14 protein-coding genes and 1 tRNA gene are annotated in these 16,372 nt (G+C 49.3%); 9 read left to right on the plus strand and 6 right to left on the minus strand.

What is annotated here, in order from left to right; genetic code table 11:
* Position 1: 1 nt before the first annotated feature.
* Positions 2-1,000 (minus strand): NADP-dependent oxidoreductase, encoded by a 999-nt coding sequence (locus KZ771_RS03870; protein WP_290654412.1) that lies wholly within the window; start codon positions 998-1,000, stop codon positions 2-4.
* 166 nt (positions 1,001-1,166) lie between these two features.
* Here KZ771_RS03870 and KZ771_RS03875 point away from each other — a divergent pair, with 166 nt between their 5' ends.
* The 4 genes from KZ771_RS03875 (at position 1,167) to KZ771_RS03890 (ending at position 3,782) form a co-directional block, all read left to right on the plus strand.
* Entirely contained in the window at positions 1,167-1,487 is a 321-nt protein-coding gene (locus KZ771_RS03875) for a helix-turn-helix domain-containing protein (RefSeq protein WP_290654413.1), read from the plus strand.
* Between the two features lie 3 nt (positions 1,488-1,490).
* Positions 1,491-2,750, plus strand: a complete 1,260-nt coding sequence (locus KZ771_RS03880) for a type II toxin-antitoxin system HipA family toxin (protein ID WP_290654414.1) — start codon at positions 1,491-1,493, stop codon at positions 2,748-2,750.
* Positions 2,751-3,059: 309 nt separating this feature from the next.
* On the plus strand, positions 3,060-3,455 hold the full coding sequence (locus KZ771_RS03885) for a hypothetical protein (protein WP_290654415.1): 396 nt from the start codon (positions 3,060-3,062) through the stop codon (positions 3,453-3,455).
* 3 nt (positions 3,456-3,458) lie between these two features.
* Positions 3,459-3,782 carry a helix-turn-helix transcriptional regulator gene (locus tag KZ771_RS03890; RefSeq protein ID WP_290654416.1) on the plus strand — a complete coding sequence of 108 codons (324 nt, stop codon included), beginning with the start codon at positions 3,459-3,461 and terminating at the stop codon, positions 3,780-3,782.
* 53 nt (positions 3,783-3,835) lie between these two features.
* Here the strand turns inward: KZ771_RS03890 and KZ771_RS03895 are convergent, their stop codons facing one another.
* Entirely contained in the window at positions 3,836-6,112 is a 2,277-nt protein-coding gene (locus tag KZ771_RS03895) for a TonB-dependent receptor (protein ID WP_290654417.1), read from the minus strand.
* Positions 6,113-6,406: 294 nt separating this feature from the next.
* On the opposite strand from KZ771_RS03895, the gene KZ771_RS03900 reads away from it, so the two are divergent.
* The 4 genes from KZ771_RS03900 (at position 6,407) to KZ771_RS03915 (ending at position 12,383) form a co-directional block, all read left to right on the plus strand.
* Positions 6,407-7,429: a substrate-binding domain-containing protein gene (locus KZ771_RS03900; protein ID WP_290573636.1), complete on the plus strand. Its 1,023-nt coding sequence runs from the start codon at positions 6,407-6,409 to the stop codon at positions 7,427-7,429.
* A 90-nt stretch (positions 7,430-7,519) separates the two neighbouring features.
* The gene (locus KZ771_RS03905; protein ID WP_290573639.1) at positions 7,520-8,758 is read left to right on the plus strand and encodes an MFS transporter; all 1,239 of its coding nucleotides are present in this window, start codon (positions 7,520-7,522) and stop codon (positions 8,756-8,758) included.
* Positions 8,755-10,203, plus strand: a complete 1,449-nt coding sequence (locus KZ771_RS03910; RefSeq protein ID WP_290573637.1) for a trehalase family glycosidase — start codon at positions 8,755-8,757, stop codon at positions 10,201-10,203. Before KZ771_RS03905 ends, KZ771_RS03910 begins: the two co-directional genes overlap by 4 nt.
* A 131-nt stretch (positions 10,204-10,334) precedes the next feature.
* On the plus strand, positions 10,335-12,383 hold the full coding sequence (locus KZ771_RS03915) for an EAL domain-containing protein (RefSeq protein ID WP_290654418.1): 2,049 nt from the start codon (positions 10,335-10,337) through the stop codon (positions 12,381-12,383).
* A gap of 30 nt (positions 12,384-12,413) precedes the next feature.
* Here the strand turns inward: KZ771_RS03915 and KZ771_RS03920 are convergent.
* From KZ771_RS03920 to KZ771_RS03930, 3 genes are all read right to left on the minus strand, one after another.
* Positions 12,414-12,490, minus strand: a tRNA-Val gene (locus tag KZ771_RS03920).
* Positions 12,491-12,591: 101 nt separating this feature from the next.
* Positions 12,592-14,253 carry an isovaleryl-CoA dehydrogenase gene (locus KZ771_RS03925; RefSeq protein WP_290654419.1) on the minus strand — a complete coding sequence of 554 codons (1,662 nt, stop codon included), beginning with the start codon at positions 14,251-14,253 and terminating at the stop codon, positions 12,592-12,594.
* A gap of 48 nt (positions 14,254-14,301) precedes the next feature.
* On the minus strand, positions 14,302-15,288 hold the full coding sequence (locus KZ771_RS03930; RefSeq protein WP_290654420.1) for a DUF3080 family protein: 987 nt from the start codon (positions 15,286-15,288) through the stop codon (positions 14,302-14,304).
* Between the two features lie 93 nt (positions 15,289-15,381).
* Here KZ771_RS03930 and KZ771_RS03935 point away from each other — a divergent pair, with 93 nt between their 5' ends.
* The gene (locus KZ771_RS03935; protein WP_290654421.1) at positions 15,382-16,002 is read left to right on the plus strand and encodes a riboflavin synthase subunit alpha; all 621 of its coding nucleotides are present in this window, start codon (positions 15,382-15,384) and stop codon (positions 16,000-16,002) included.
* Here the strand turns inward: KZ771_RS03935 and KZ771_RS03940 are convergent.
* On the minus strand, positions 15,999-16,208 hold the full coding sequence (locus KZ771_RS03940; RefSeq protein WP_290654422.1) for a CPXCG motif-containing cysteine-rich protein: 210 nt from the start codon (positions 16,206-16,208) through the stop codon (positions 15,999-16,001). The two genes, KZ771_RS03935 and KZ771_RS03940, sit on opposite strands and share 4 nt — an antisense overlap.
* Positions 16,209-16,372: the final 164 nt, after the last annotated feature.

Below are 16,372 nucleotides of genomic sequence, written 5' to 3' on the forward strand. Positions count from 1 at the left end.
TTTAAAGCTTAACCAATAACTTGCCTTTATTATCGCCACTAAAGAACATGTTCAGGCCGTCAATGGCGGACTCAAGGCCCTCCAGTGTGTGCGCGCGGTATTTGATTTTGCCGGACATCACATAAGGCGTGAGTTTTTCCAGCAGGCTGGGCACTTGGTGGAAGTGGTCCGGCATGGTGAAGCCCTGGATCTTCAGGCGCTTTTTAATAATCGGGATCCAGCTCGGACCGGGCGCGGGTTCAGCCTTGTCATAGTCGGCAATCATGCCGCAAACCACGATACGCCCGTGCGCATTCATGTGTTGCATCACATGGTGCTGAATGGGGCCGCCGGTATTTTCGAAGTACAAATCGATACCGTCCGGGGTGAGCTCTTTTAGCTTGGTGCTCAAGTCGTCGGTTTTGTAGTTAATAGCCCCGTCAAAGCCTAATTCATTGGTTATCCAGTCGGCTTTTTCGTCGCTGCCGACCACACCGATTACCCGCAAACCATCGGCTTTGGCGAGTTGCCCGACAATAGAGCCGACAGAACCTGCTGCACCGGTGACTACCAGGGTTTCGCCTGATTTTGGTTCGCCGACATTAAATAAACCTTGGGTGGCGGTTAAGCCGGGTAGGGCGAACACGGATAAAACCATTTCGTCAGGCACGTCAGCCTGAACTTTATTGATGCCCTGGCCATCGCTTATCGCGTATTCTTGCCAGCCCATCATGCCCATCACGCGATCGCCTTTGGCAAAATCCGGGTGCTTGCTTTCTACGATCTCGCCAACGCCGGAGCTGCGCATTACGGTATTCAGCTCCACTGGTGGAATATAGCTTTCGGTGTCGGGGCTCATCCAGCCGAACATAGCGGGATCTAGCGACATGTGGGTTTGCTTGATTAAAAACTGGCCGTCGTTAACCGTGGGTAGCTCTTTTTCCACCACTTCAAAAATATCGGCACTCACCGGACCCGGATTCGGGCGCTTAACCAGATTAATTGCTTTATAAGTTGTCATGTTGTTCCTTACTACGTCGTTAATATGTGTCGATAGCATAACGCGTGATTAACCTTGTGGGTAGCTTGCGCTTTAAGCGCAAGTTACAACAAAAATATTGTAAAAAACAAAAATAACAACTAATATGATGTATAAAGACTTTTAAACAACGTAATAGTTGTAATTTATGATAACTAAACTTGCACAATACGGCTCACTGCTACGCGAGCGACGCGAGGAACTTGGCTTAAGTCAGCAAGACATGCGTTTAAAAATAGGCATGAGTCAGCAACAATACCAGCGAATTGAGGCCGGTAGTGACACGCGGCTGTCTACACTTTTACGTGTGCTCGAAGGTTTGGGTTTAGAATTACTGATTGCGCCCAAAGAACAAGCACGCGCCCTTGAGCATGAGTTAATACATCTAAACGCCGACAACGTCGCGCAAAAAAGCGAACAACAACGGCAGAGCGACTGGGATTTTATTCAGTCTTTAGGTGATGATTAGACTATGTCTAAGCGTTTGGAGAAAGTAGAGGCCTTATCGCTGACGCTGCACGATGAACAGGTGGGGGTCATTGCACACTTTAGTGGTGGCAAAAACATACTGACATTTAATCCGGTATTTGTTGAACGGCGCCGCAAAAATCTAACCCCTTTGCTGAGTATGCGGGAGCTTATTCAGCCTGACTTCTTTGCTAAGCCACTGATCCATTCGCAACAATTACCGCCGTTGCTATCAAACTTGTTGCCCGAGGGGGCGCTGCGCAACTGGATGGCTAATGAATTAAAGGTTGATAGCTACGATGAGTTTCCTATGTTGGCCTGGACTGGTCGTGATTTACCCGGTGCGTTATGCGCATCGGCATTGGCACCAGACGCGATCCCCGATTGGGCGTTATCGCCAAGAGATAAAGTAGAAGCGGTGAGGGTGCCTGTTTCGCAAACGGCTAGGAAGTTTTCACTAGCCGGCGTTCAAATGAAATTTTCGTCCCTGCGTGACGGCTCGAGATTTGCTGTTAGCGACGCTTCTGATGGCGATAGCTGGATCATAAAAACACCTTCAGTCACTCATAAGGGTGTGGTGCAAAACGAATACTCCGCTATGTTACTTGCCGCAGCCGTGGGTATAGATATCCCGGAAGTCAGGTTGGTACCCCGCAAAAACCTCGTTGATATGCCAGACATACCAATGCCTGACGAGCCACATGTCTATGCCATTAAACGTTTTGATCGAACGCCAACGGGTAGAGTACATGCTGAGGACTTTGCTCAGATAATGGGTCATTATCCTTTGCACAAATACGACAGGGTGAATTATGAGCAAATTGGCGCTGCAATTTATCGAGCGGGTGAAAAAGGGTTAAAAGATACTCAGCAGTTAGCGCGCCGGTTGTTAGTGAATATTTTGCTGGCTAACGGAGATGCACATATTAAAAACTGGTCAATGTTCTACCCAACTGGTTCGGGGCCGTTGCTTTCTCCGGCATACGATATAGTTTTTACCCAGGCTTATATTGATAATGACTATTTGGCATTAAATATGGCTAAAAATAAGCAGTGGTACAGCATGACAATGGCATCGTTTGAGGCTTGGGCAAAACGTATTGATGTTCCTTGGTCGGCGATAAAGATTCATTTACTGGACGTTATGGAACGTGTGCGCGAATTCTGGCCGACGATGCTGAACGATTTACCGATGCTTGATGAACATAAAGCGAAGCTTCGGCAGCACTGGCGTTTGCTCAACCAGGATTTTAAAATCGAATGATGACTAACACTGCGACATAAAGTGTCGCAGTGTTATGTCTGCAATAAACACATCTCCGAACCCCGGCACAGGTTAGTCTAGTGGCTCTTAAGGGTACGGAAAAAATAACCTTTGAAGGAATGAATCCTACGTCTGTTATAGCGCATGATTGCCGAACCCTACGCAGCATTGATGGCGTGAGCGAACGACTACGTTTAACCGAGTGCGGAAGAAACAAACCGCCCGCCACCCGACAGTCGCAAAACTGTCGTATCAAGGCTACCATCGGGCTGCTAATGTTTTGCCGACATTCACCAACACGAGCACAAAATGAAACGTAGCCTAATTGAACAATTAACTTTTCGCTTTAACTTTAACTTTTTGGATAACGGCCGCCGTATTACCGCATCGGCCAACAGCATCACAGGTAACGAGGTAGTGCGGGTTGATGACCAGGTTGTTTGTGAACAACGGGTCATAGCGAAGCGCAGTGAACATAGTTTTACGGTCGGGGATGATGACTATCAAATCCGCTTTGTGGTCACCGGTTCGGTCTTTTGCGAGGTCACTTGCGAGTTATTTAAAAATGGCGAGCTGATTGAATCCCAACACATGCGTTCGATTGAGAGTAAAGCTGACCTGGTTAAGATGGTACTTATTCTATTCGGGCTGGGTTTAATCAGTGGCTTTTCTGTGACAAAAGTCGCGCTGATGATGATGGGGTGAGTGATGGTAGTTGATCAGTCGCTTATTATCGACCAGCGTAAGCAGCGTAATTGGACGCAACAACACTTAGCCGATGCCTGTGGGATTAGTTTGCGCACTGTACAGCGTGTTGAGCGTGATGGCCAAGCGTCAAACGAGACCGTGCAGGCGTTAAATGCGGTGCTAGACATTGAGCTTAGTCAGCAAAGCCAAGATATAACAAAAAAAGCAACGCACCAGGCGCAGATTGACAAACCGGTTTGGCTACAGGCACTACCTTTGATGGTAGCCTTAGTGACGGGAATTTTTCTGGGGGCTTTGTTGGCGGTGTTAGTGTTGTCGAAATAAAAAGCTTGCGCCAAAGGCGCAAGCTACATGTCGGCATATTACCGTAAGCGCGCTTACATAAACTGATAAGACAGGCTCAGTTTGATGCTGCGCGGCATGATGTAACGGCCATTAGGTGCGTCCGGGTTGCGCGGGTCACCTTCGGTTACGCCGAGTTCATCGGTAAGGTTATCCACCGCCAATTGCACGCGCATTGAAGACGTAGGCTCAAACATCAAACCCAGGTCGATTTTCTCATACCCTTCCAGCACCACGGTGTTTTCGTTGTTACCAAAACGGTCATCAACGGCAGTTAACGTCCCGTAGACTGAAGCCGGCATATCGCCGAAGTCAAAGGCATAGCTTGGCGTTACGCGCAGCTGCCAGCCTGGCTGACGTTGCGCTTCGTTGCCTTCGTTGCTGGGGCTTTCGGTAATTTCAGTTTCCTGGAACGTGGCGTTAACGGCCAGTGAGAAACCTGAGCGGTGGTCATAGCGGCCATCCAGCTCGATACCGTAAGCTTCGTTGGTTAAGATCTCGGCCGGCACACCCGGGCGACGTACAAAGGTGTCGCCTTTGACCTCGTTGGTGAAAGCAGTAGCAAAGAAGCGGATTTCATCGTTCATGAATTTATAGCCCAGCTCACCCTGGGTGACTTCTTTGATCAACGGGTTGTTGTCGTTGGTGTAAGCGCCGTAGTTGTCGCGGAAGTCGTCAAAATAGGGCATTTTGTAACCACGGTTGGCGCGCAAAAACACACCGCTAAAGTCGTTTAACGCGTAGTTTGCACCCAAGGTCCAGGAAGTTTTGTCTTCGTCGTAGGTTACCGGCTTATCGATAGTGCCGTCTAAGCCTTCGTCAACGGTATAATTAACTTCGTGATTTTCGCGGCGCAGGCCGGCGTCGATGGTTAAATCATCGGTGGCGTACCACGAGCCGGTGGTGTAATACGCGGTGGTTTGGGCATCGCCAACCGAGCTGATGTCGTAATTGAAGCCGCAACTGACCGCTGGGTCGTCGTTACAGGCGATTCCGCTAAGCATTTCGCCACCCGGCTGCAATACGTAGTAAGCTTCGTTACCAATGCTCCACCAGTCGTCGGCTTTGGTGTTGGCGGTGTACAAACCGAATGACACATCAAAGAGGTCAAAGCGTTTGGATATAGCCAAATCGTTGGTAAAAGACTGGATGTCTTTTAATACCACCCAGCGACCGATTTGCTGTACGGGGGTATCGGCGCCGTATTCTGTACCGGTTACTGTTCCCGTTGCTGAGGTGCCGTTATCAGCGACTGCGCCGACGGTGGTAGCACCGCCTGCAGGCACCAGGCCGTAGGTATTGGCTTCGCCTTTGGTTAGATTAAAACGATCGATTAGACGCCAGTCGTTAGGCAGTTCAAGTTTTAAACTACCGCCGCTGATGTGACCGTCCCAGCCGCGACCGTCGCCAAAATCGAACATTTCGGTGGTGCCGTTATCGGGACCGTAACTAATACTGGCCTGACGGTTGAGCGGACCGATTTGCGTGTAGCTTGCATCAATGCCGTCGATATTAAGCGGGGTAGGCAGGTACCAGCTGCCATGATCATCGGTTTGGCGGGTGTATACGTTCAACTCGCCTTTATCAAACTTCTTGGTCAGGTTAATGGTAAATTGATTACCTTCCTCGCTGTTAAAGCCCGCTTCGCGAATGCCTTCTGAGCTTTTAACGTAACCACCGACCATGTAAAATAGATCATCAGCCAGTTCGCCGCTCATTACCATGTCCAGACGGTTCAGGCCGTAATCAGAAATTGAGTATTTGGCCATGGCCTCGGTGGTTTCACTGCCTTGCTTTAAGCGGAAATTGGTTGTTAAGCCGGGCTGACCGTTACTGACGATGGGGTTCGGACCGCCGCGCAGACCTTCGACCATTTGAATGGTTTCGTCAATGCGGAATATTTGCGTGTTCTCTAAAAATGACAAGGTCGATGGCGGGTAAACAGGTGAGCCTTCTAAAGCAATGGTTAGGAAGGGGGCGTCACCACCGCCTGGAAAACCGCGAACCCAGACGTTGGCACCGGATTCACCACCGGAACTCTCTATCCATACGCCGGGAATCGCTTTTAACAAGTCGGCGGTTGATTTCGGCGAGATCTTATCAATGTCGGCGGCATCAATGTTAGTGACCGCGAAACTGGCATCGATTTTTCGGATACCGGCACCGCCGGGGGTACCACTAACCACGATGACTTCGGGCTTTTCTGCTTGCTTCTGTTCAGTGTCGTTTTGGCTATCTTGTGCCGTTGCGGTGCCCGCTAGTGCCAGAGAGATGGCGCTGGCAACCAGACCTTTCGAGAACAACGTTTTCATGGTGTGCTCCTGACTGATGTTCTGTTTAGTAAATTTTTTGTTATTGCTGATGCGCTTTCTGTTTGTTTTTTGGTCGCTCATCAAAACCGTGACGTCAACATAGAACGCCTTGCAATCGTATGCAATAGCCAAAATGCAATCGATTGCAGTTTTTTTATTCGCATTTTGTTAATCAGTGTTTACAACTGTTGCTGCAGGTCGCAACATAAGTGACATAAAGGCTACTACGAGTAGCTGGGGTAGGAACACGTCGTTATAACGGCTATAGTGATGAAAAATTTCGAATAATAATTTATGGCTAAAAGAGAATCTCGGCTGACATTAGCAAAACTGGCGGAACTGGCGGGTGTGTCTACCTCGACGGCATCGCGTGCATTAAAGGATAACCCGCTGATAAAACAGCAAACGCGGGATAAGATCCAGGCGTTGGCGCGGCAACATAACTTTAGCATTAATACCGCGGCTAGCCGTCTGCGCACGCAGAAAACCCATGTTATCGCGGTTATTCTTAACCTGGCTGAGCACACTGAACAAAGCGTTACCGATCCGTTTTTATTAAAAATCGTGGGCGACTTGAATATGGCGCTTAACGCGCGCGGCTATGAATTATTGTTGTCGAACTCGTTTATGGCAACCGACGACTGGGCCAATTACTTTATTAGTAGCCAGCGTGCTGACGGCATTATTGTCATTGGCCAGGGTAAAACTACGGCGAAGATCGATGCCGCGGCGGAAGCGGGCGTACCGCTGGTGGTATGGGGTGAGCCGAAAACACCGTCACGGTATCCGGTGGTGGGCGGTGACAATTTATTTGGCGGGCACGAAAGTACCTGGTACCTGCTTAATCATGGCTGCGAGCGTATTTTGTTTTTAGGCGATCCCGAACATGCCGAGATGAACCAGCGCTATCAGGGCTATGTTAATGCATTAAAAGAGCGTGGCATTGAGCCTGATGCGGCGTTGCTTGGCGCAATAGATATTACCTCTAAAGCGGCTTATGACTATGTTAACCAACACATTCTGCAGCATGGCCTTAACTTTGACGGCATTGTTTGTGTCAGTGATATGGTGGCGCTGGGTGCGTTGAAAGCGCTGAAAGAACGCTACGTCAATATCCCCCAGGATGTCAGTATTATCGGTTATGACGATATTGCGCTGGCTGAACTGATGCATCCCTCGCTGACGACCATTAGGCAGAACACGCAACAAGCGGCTGAGATGATGGTCAGTGAGCTGATTAATCAATTGGAAGGCCATAGCGGGGCATCACAAGTGGTCGATACGCGGCTGATTGTGCGCCGTTCGACTGCGCAATAAGAATTTACCACAAACAAATGCAATCGTTTGCAATCCAGATTCAGCAGCGCTAGACTCAGCGGATAACGTTAATAAAAAGTTACTGCTATGATGCCAAGACTGCTGATTATTGCGGCGATTGCTGCAAGTTATTACGTGTTTGCGATATTGTTGAATAGTGTCGGCACGGTTATTCTCCAATCCATTACCAGCTTTGACGTATCCAAGCCGCAGGCAAGTACGCTGGAAGGCTTTAAAGATCTTTCCATCGCGATTGTGTCGTTTTTGGTGGCGTCATTTATACCGCGTGTGGGTTACAAACTGGCGTTGCTGATTGGTCTGGCTCTGGTTACTGCGCTCTGTGCGATCACGCCGGGTATTGCCGAGTTCTGGTCGATTAAATTACTGTTTGCCGGGGTCGGCACCGCATTTGCTCTGGTTAAAGTATCGGTTTACGCCATTATCGGGCAATTATCGCCGGATACCCGCTCACATTCCTCGTTGATGAACGTCATTGAAGGCATTTTCATGCTTGGTGTGCTGTCGGGCTATTGGGTGTTTGCTGCTTTTATTGACGAAGCTAATGCGGCTTCGCTGAGCTGGCTTAATGTCTATTATTTACTTGCCGCGATCGTGGCGGTGACCTTTGTTCTGGTCTTGATTGCACCGGTCGAAAAACCCAAGGTCGCACCGGCCAACCCGTTATCAGAATTTGTCACCATGCTTAAGCTGACTTACCAGCCGCTGGTGTTGATTTTTATCTTATCGGTATTTTTGTATGTGCTCATAGAACAGGGCATCGGCTCCTGGCTGCCAACCTTCAACCGCGAGGTGCTTGGGTTGCCGGTGGCGGTCAGCGTACAAATTACCAGTATCTTTGCTATTTCACTAGCGGTCGGGCGTTTGGCTGCCGGTGCGGTGCTTAAACGGATGAACTGGTATCCGTTTTTAATGCTCTGCCTGCTTGCCATGGGCGCAACCATGTTGTTGAGCCTGCCGCTGGCACAGCACGTTGGGGACACACCCATTTTAAGCTGGACGGACGCGCCCTTGGCAGCATTTTTGGTGCCGTTGATTGGTTTAACCATGGCGCCGATATATCCGGTTATTAATTCGGTAATGCTGAGCTCGTTGCCCAACGTACAGCATGCGCCTATGACCGGTTTGATTGTGGTTTTCTCGGCTCTTGGTGGCACCACAGGCTCGATTGTTACGGGTTTGATATTTGATTCAATGGGCGGGCAACAGGCGTTTTATTTATTGTTGGTGCCGATTGCGCTAATCATGCTAACGCTGTTTTTCTTTAAGCGTGCATCGCGGGCCGTTAAGGCGGAAGGGGGCGTTTTATGAGAAGCGGTCGCTGGCAGGATGCGCTGACGTTTTTTAACAGCGAGTTATTTCACGACGTGCAAATGGCAGGTTTGTTTAGCGACAGTAAAACCTTTGCGGATGCGGAGGGCAAGCGCCCATTACCTGATATTTGTGCGTTATATCGACAGCAGTGCGGTCAGCCGGGGTTTGATTTGGCGGCCTTTGTGGATAGGCTCTTTCAGTTGCCGGCAGACACCGATTTAAGCGCTGCTCAACAGGATAATGTCGACCAATACATTACGTCGATGTGGCAGATACTTCAGCGCAGCCCTGATACTCATCGTTATGATAGTTTAATCCCGCTACACCATCGCTATCTAGTACCCGGCGGGCGTTTTCGTGAAATCTATTATTGGGACAGCTATTTTACCGCTTTGGGCCTGATGGCCGACGGTTATGATGATCTGGTCGTTAGCATGCTGGAAAACTTTTTAGATATCCAGGCACAGGTCGGCTGCATACCTAACGGCAATCGCGCCTATTATCATACCCGCAGCCAGCCGCCGGTGTTGGTGCTGTTATTTGACTTGGTGCAGGACCAGTTAACCGGGCTGCAGCGCCAGCGGGCTATAAAAGGACTTGAGACGGAATATCGTTTCTGGATGCAACAGCGTGGCGTGCGGTTGCCGGACGGCAGTATTTTAAACCGTTATTACGATACCGACGACTCGCCAAGGCCTGAATCATTTCGTGAGGACGCCTCCGAGGTTAAAGGATTCAGCAGTCAGCAGGCACAGGAATTTTTGCGACATATTCGCGCCGCTTGTGAATCAGGCTGGGACTTTAGTTCGCGTTGGTTTGACGATGTCGATGATTTTAGCAGCATCAAAACCACCGATATTGTGCCGGTGGACCTGAACGCGCTTTTATACCGGTTGGAGGACCGATTAAGTCAACTGGTCGAAGACCGTTCCCAGCAGCACGCTTATGCCGAGGCTGCGGCAAAGCGTCAACAGGCGTTGAGTCAATACTGTTATAACGCCGAGCAGGGATTTTATTTTGACTATGATCACAAACAACAACAGCAGACGCCGATATGGTCACTAGCAGCTGTGGTGCCGTTGTTTACGCAATTAGCAAGCCAGCAACAAGCTGATGTTGTGGCAGATAACCTAAGCAAGTTTTTGCGCCCGGGTGGTTTGGTCACTACCTTAACGTCAACGCAGCAGCAATGGGACTCACCTAATGGCTGGGCGCCGCTGCAGTGGTTTGCCGCAAAGGGTTTAGAACATTACGGCTTTGACGCTTTAGCAAAAGATATTAAACAGCGCTGGGTTAACCTGGTTCGTGACTATTATGACAAAAACCGCGCAGTGTTAGAGAAGTATAACGTGTGTGACACGAGTAATCCGGCCAGCGGTGGTGAGTACGAAGTACAACTGGGCTTCGGTTGGACCAATGGGGTATATCGAGCTTTTCGTTAATAAAATGATCTAAATCAAAATGTAGTAAATTAAGGTGTTTTGCTTAACTTTATTTAGTCGCGCTACGTTATTCTAACGACGTGTCAAAAGCGCAATAGTGTGCTTTATCGTTGATTAACGGATTAATTGCTATGCTGGAAAATTTTGCGGCCCTGACGCCGGGTGCTTTTTATCGTTATGCTATCAGGCCCGATGGTGATCATTACTTTGTTGAATTAGGTGACCGTATAGAGCAATTTGTCGGGGTAGATAAGTCTGAACTCCTCAAGGATGCGAATCTATTATTCAATCGCCTACCATCTGAACATCAACAGGAATTATTTCAACGTGTTGTCGACTCTGCGCAGCAACAAGCTGAGTTTCACTATGTATTTAGCGTTGAACGCCCAGACGGTAAGACAGTTTGGCTGGAAGCACGCTCTACCCCTGAACTAAAAGCTAACGGTGACGTGTTATGGACTGGCTTTGTTTATGATGTGACAGCGCGCGAGCGCGCCACGGAAAAGCTAAATAGCCACTTGAGTAATGTGAATCATGTATTAAACAATATGCATGATGCGATCATTACCACCGATGCCCACGGCAAAGTACTTTACCTTAATCAGTCGGCAGAAGAGTTGTTAGGGTTTCAGCTGTCGGAGCTTAAGGGCGAAAACATTAAGCAGGTGATGCCGCAACACCATAAACGCCGTCACGATAATTATATGGCTAGCTACCGTGAAACGCGTCAGGCTCAAATTATTGGCTCGACACGTTCGGTCGAGGTGGTGTCTAAAAGCCAGGAATATATTCCGGTTGAGTTGCGGATTTGTGAATATGTAGAAAACGGTGCGCTTCGTTTTATGGGTACGTTACGTGATTTGCGGCCAACGATTGCTTCTAAAGAAGCGCTGGATAGTTTACGCAGCACCGATCCCTTAACTGGGTTAAAAAACCGCTCGGCGCTGCTATCGCATATTACTTATTGCCTTAATGCACCAACCAGTAAGACTTCTGGTCATTATTGTTTGTTGTCGTTAGATGTTGATGATTTCCGCTTTATTAACGAAGGCTTTGGCGTTAATCGCGGTGATGACGTGCTGGTAGAAATTGGCCAGCGCTTACAGCGCGTTGCAGCGGATGCGATTTGTATTGCCCGTATACAAGAAGATGAGTTCGGTATTTTAATTAACGGGGTGCAGAACCGAGCGCAGGTGGAAGCTTATTACGAACGGCTAAAAGACGAGTTACAAGCCCCTATTGATCTGGGCGTGGCGGATAGTTCAATTCGTTTATCAGCGGGCGCCTGTGTATTGGTTTCGAGTGATATGACTTCGATGGATGTCTTGCACCACTGCGAGGTGGCTTTAGGTCTGTCAAAACAGCGTAATCGTGGTGGGCTTAATTTTTATGAAGCTTCGTTAGGGGACTCTTACCGCAGTTCGGCGCTTATTGATCAAAAGTTAAAATCACCTTATTTACTTAGTGAATTATTTTTAGAGTTTCAACCGCAGATGCAGGCCGACGGCATTGCTCTGGGGTATGAGGCGCTATTGCGCTGGCGCAGTGACGGTGATTTGATTCGCCCCGATGAGTTTATTCCGATTGCCGAACGCAACGGTGCCATTGTTACTATTGGCGAGTGGCTGATAGAGCAAGCTTGTCAGTTTTTATTGTGGCATCAACGGACTTTTCCTGCTCGGGAAACTCGGCTATCCATTAATATTTCGCCGGTACAGTTCCAACAAGCTAATTTTGTGCAAATAATTGCCGAAGCGGTTAAACGCACAGGCATTGATGCGCGCTTTTTACACCTCGAGTTAACTGAGCGTTTGTTGATAGAAAGTACTGATCATATCGTCGAGAAAATGTCGGCATTAAGTGCGCTAGGTATTACCTTTTCGCTGGATGACTTTGGTACCGGCTATTCATCGTTAGGTTACCTTAGTCGTTTACCACTGGCGGAACTAAAAATAGACAAGAGTTTTGTTCGTAACCTCGAGCCGACTAGCAGCAATTATCGCATTGTTGAAGCCATTATTTTATTGTCCCAGAGTCTGGGTCTTAATGTTATTGCTGAAGGCGTAGAAACTGAGGCGGAGCTGGCTTTGCTAAAACGATTAGGCTGTGTGTATTATCAGGGTTACTACTTTGGCAGACCGGTTGAACGTGAACAATTAACCGCTCCGCAAATGGGCTAGTCGACAATAAAATAAACAGGGGAAGTAAAGTGGTGCGTCCTAGTAGACTCGAACTACCGACCTCTGCCATGTCAAGGCAGCGCTCTAACCAACTGAGCTAAGGACGCACATTTTGGTGTGCTGTGTCGTGAAGACGGGCGCTATATTATTCATTTAGTGCAGGCGGTGCAAGTGTTTTTTAACCCGCAACCGCCTGACTGGCGATGTTTTAGGCAAATGCGCGTTCAATAATGCCTTGGGCGTTAACTGAAGCGGGCAAAGTGCCGTAATTCACGGCCTGACCGGTGCTTAACCGAGCTTCACAAAATGCCTCGCCGATATAATCCGGTGCATGTTGTAACAACAGTGCGCCTTGCAGTGCTAGCGCCATACGGTCAGCAAAACTCCGCGCATGGTATTGCCAGTCGTCTTTGGGTGTTTGTTCAAAGTCATTGTGCAGTGCATTAACAAATTTATCTAAAAGCGGATGTTTGCCAGCGGCTTTGCTCACTTCGTTAAAATACGCCTCAAGTACCTTTGGCTCCTTTTGGACGGCACGTAATATATCTAAACATTGTACGTTGCCGCTGCCTTCCCAAATGCTGTTAACCGGCGCCTCGCGCAACAGCCGCGGCATGATGGTGTTTTCCATTAAACCCATGCCGCCGATAACTTCCATCGCCTCGTAGGCGTGCTGCGTTGTTCTTTTACAGATCCAGTATTTACCAATCGGGGTGGCTATGCGGGCGAACAATTTTTCGTGTTCGTCATTTTGCTGATCAAAGGCACGTGACATTCGCAGGGTTAAGGTCATTGCCGCTTCGCTTTCAAGTGCTAAGTCGGCCAGTAAGTTTTGCATCAACGGTTGTTTATCTAGTGAGCTACCAAATGCCCGACGGTGACGGCAATGATGAATGGCCTGCACGGTAGCCTGGCGCATACCCGAAGACGAACCGATCATACAGTCGTAGCGGGTCATGGCGACCATTTCGATAATGGTACGCACGCCACGGCCGGGTTTACCGACCATCCAGCCTAATGCGCCCCGCAGTTCACACTCGCTGGAGGCATTGGCGACATTGCCCATTTTGTTTTTCAGCTGCTGGATCTGCAGCGCGTTCTTGGTGCCGTCGGGCCGCCAACGGGGCACCAAAAAGCAGGATAAGCCGCCGGGCGTTTGTGCGAGCACTAAAAACAAATCACACATGGGGGCGGACACGAACCATTTGTGACCGACCAATTCATAGGCTTGTGCCGGGCCTTCTGCACCGATGGGGTAGGCGGTGGTGCTGTTAGCACGAACATCAGAGCCGCCTTGCTTTTCGGTCATGGCCATACCGACGGTTAGACCGTTTTTACGGTTGTCGGGTATGTTATTCGAGTCATAGTACGGTGCCATGATCTTATCGGCAAACTGTCGGTACAGCTCAGGTTGGTGTTGGAGCGCTGGAATAGCAGCAAAGGTCATGGTAACCGGGCAACCATGCGCAGCTTCAACCTGGGTATGCAGATAGTACTTGGCCGCTCGTGCAACCTGCGATCCTTTGCCCGGCTGGCGCCAGGGGCTGGAATGCAATCCCTCAGTGATGGCGATATCCATCAATTGATGATAGGCCGGATGATAATCGATCTGATCAATACGATGACCAAAGCGGTCGTGGGTTTGTAGTTGCGGCTTGTTAGCGTTGGCGTCAAAGCCCAGTTTAATCCGTTCACTGAAGCCACACTCGGCGCCAAACCGGGCGATGTCGGTTTCGGCCCAGCCGGCACCTTCGCGTACAACAGCTTCTTGTAGCGCGATGTCTGCAGCGTACAGATTATAATCCTCTAACGCCGGCGGTTGGTTAGTCACCTCATGGGTTTGTGCATAATAGTTATCAGTTTTGCTCATAATGGCATGACTCCGGTCAGACCAGTTGCTTATTAACCCAGCTTAGGATTAATCGGTGCCGGGTGTAAAGCCACAGTCAGCAAATAATTGTTGCCAGGGCTGCACAAAGGCTTTACTGGTTTCGGTCAGTTGTTCGCCTTGTAAACTTAATTCAGTTAAATATTGCTTCAAAGCCGTCTGCGGCGTTTGATCTGCAAGGTTTTCTAACACGGGTTTTAGTTGCTGGTATTGGGTTGTCAGTGCCGCCAGCGTGACTTGTACATCGCTGATAAAAAACTGCATAAAAACGTTTTGTAGAATACTCGCGCGCTCGGGTACGCCCTTGGCATTGCAACCGGCCGCCTGGGTTAGTGATGGCAATTGTTGCTGCAGTTGTTGTAGTTTCAACCGCATTTCGATGGTCGAACGCATAAGGCGGGGTAGGTAGTCTGATTGCGCTAATTGCTGCCGCCAGTTGGCTAATTGTGCATCGGCGGTTGGCTGTTTCAACCACTCAGTCAGATGTTTAAGGGCATTAAGGGGCGGTTCAAAGCGGCTATCGCTAATAACAGAGAGTGGCGTGTTGCTTACTGTCAGTGCATGCCGCAACGCCTTATCAGTCGCAAAACCTTGTGCTTTGTCGTACGCCAGTTGTTGTCGTTTATCTGCGATGGCCTGTTCTAGTTCTGTTTTGATCGGCGCTGAGTCGGAGTGTTCTGCACAAGATTTAAGTGCGGTTAACAATGCCAGGTCGTCCTGATAGCGCATTAAGCCATCTTCCAGGCGCCCCAGCGAGCTATTGCGCTCGGCAATGAGTTGACCAGCGCTGCAGTGGCCTAACTGCAGGCTGATTAAAAAGCTCATGCCGGCGGGCTCGCCAGTCGGTTTTAGTTCACGCACCGCTGGCATTGGCTCAGGCCGCGGCGTGTAGTTCAGCGTAGCGGGCGGGGTGTTTAATGTACTGGCAATACGTTGGTTAAGTGTATGCACTGAGCTGACGACATTATCCGGCTGCGAACAGCCCGGTAGCGATACATTAATGCAGATCAAACCCAAGGCGAAACCGAGACGCCATAAAGGCTGGCATCTTTTAATGAACCTCAGTAAACTGCCTCGCATGATTGACCCTTTAGCTGTTTAGGAACGCATATGTTCACTGGTATTGTACAAACTCAGGCGCAAGTTGCTCATATTAAGGATTCCGATGAGTTTCGCCACATCACGTTGCAAGTTGCACCGCAGTTTTTACGCGAGCTGGAAATTGGCGCCAGTATTGCTATAAACGGTTGTTGCTTAACGGTGGTTCACTATACCGAAGATACGGTTGAGTTTGATGTTATCGATGAAACCCTAGGATTAACTAATTTAGGCGATTTAGGCAAAGGTAGCCTGGTTAACCTGGAGCGGTCGTTAAAGGTCGGTGACGAAATTGGTGGGCACCACGTATCGGGCCATATTCATTGTCAGGGCTCACTGGTGGAAGTAGAGCAAAGTGAGACAAATTGGGCTGGTTGGGTTGAAGTGCCGGAACAGTTTATGCCGTATCTGTTTGCTAAAGGCTTCATTGCGGTTAACGGTGCCAGCTTAACCATTGGTGAGGTGCTGGATAACCGTTTTAGCCTGCATTTAATCCCGGAAACACTGCGGTTGACCAACTTGGCGCAAGCGCAACCGGGTACGCAGCTCAATATCGAGTTTGATCAGCAAACCATCACTATTGTCGAAACGGTAGAGCGGGTGCTGCAACAGCGCGGACAACAAATGAGCTAATAAAACTGCTCGTCGTTGCCGTCAATGCGCACGCGGGTTTTCTGATTCATTTCGTCAACCTGCAACTGCACATGAATTAAATCACCACAGGCTGCGCATTCGTCCTGATAATCCTGATTACCCGCCGAGGTATCAATATCCAGTGCTGTGCTTTTCCCGCAATGCGGGCAGCGCACCACCACGCTGTTAAGATCTTCTTCGTGCATAATCATTTCCTCCAAAAGATGTATCCGCAAAGCGTAGCGGTGCCGTTCGCGTAAAGGAGTTTGGTGGGGGGCTGACACAGACTATCGAAGGCCAGGGATGGCCTGAGATAAGCGTTCAGGGATGAACTTGTAGCGTGTCTGTGTCAGCCCCCCCCCACCGAGCT

The organism is Idiomarina sp. (assembly GCF_019431395.1).
GTDB lineage: Bacteria > Pseudomonadota > Gammaproteobacteria > Enterobacterales > Alteromonadaceae > Idiomarina.

Coding starts and splice junctions, on each gene's coding strand:
- KZ771_RS03870 (WP_290654412.1), bottom strand. CDS start 1,000: ATGACAACTTATAAAGCAATTAATCTGGTTAAGCGCCCGAATCCGGGT.
- KZ771_RS03875 (WP_290654413.1), top strand. CDS start 1,167: ATGATAACTAAACTTGCACAATACGGCTCACTGCTACGCGAGCGACGC.
- KZ771_RS03880 (WP_290654414.1), top strand. CDS start 1,491: ATGTCTAAGCGTTTGGAGAAAGTAGAGGCCTTATCGCTGACGCTGCAC.
- KZ771_RS03885 (WP_290654415.1), top strand. CDS start 3,060: ATGAAACGTAGCCTAATTGAACAATTAACTTTTCGCTTTAACTTTAAC.
- KZ771_RS03890 (WP_290654416.1), top strand. CDS start 3,459: ATGGTAGTTGATCAGTCGCTTATTATCGACCAGCGTAAGCAGCGTAAT.
- KZ771_RS03895 (WP_290654417.1), bottom strand. CDS start 6,112: ATGAAAACGTTGTTCTCGAAAGGTCTGGTTGCCAGCGCCATCTCTCTG.
- KZ771_RS03900 (WP_290573636.1), top strand. CDS start 6,407: ATGGCTAAAAGAGAATCTCGGCTGACATTAGCAAAACTGGCGGAACTG.
- KZ771_RS03905 (WP_290573639.1), top strand. CDS start 7,520: ATGCCAAGACTGCTGATTATTGCGGCGATTGCTGCAAGTTATTACGTG.
- KZ771_RS03910 (WP_290573637.1), top strand. CDS start 8,755: ATGAGAAGCGGTCGCTGGCAGGATGCGCTGACGTTTTTTAACAGCGAG.
- KZ771_RS03915 (WP_290654418.1), top strand. CDS start 10,335: ATGCTGGAAAATTTTGCGGCCCTGACGCCGGGTGCTTTTTATCGTTAT.
- KZ771_RS03925 (WP_290654419.1), bottom strand. CDS start 14,253: ATGAGCAAAACTGATAACTATTATGCACAAACCCATGAGGTGACTAAC.
- KZ771_RS03935 (WP_290654421.1), top strand. CDS start 15,382: ATGTTCACTGGTATTGTACAAACTCAGGCGCAAGTTGCTCATATTAAG.
- KZ771_RS03940 (WP_290654422.1), bottom strand. CDS start 16,208: ATGCACGAAGAAGATCTTAACAGCGTGGTGGTGCGCTGCCCGCATTGC.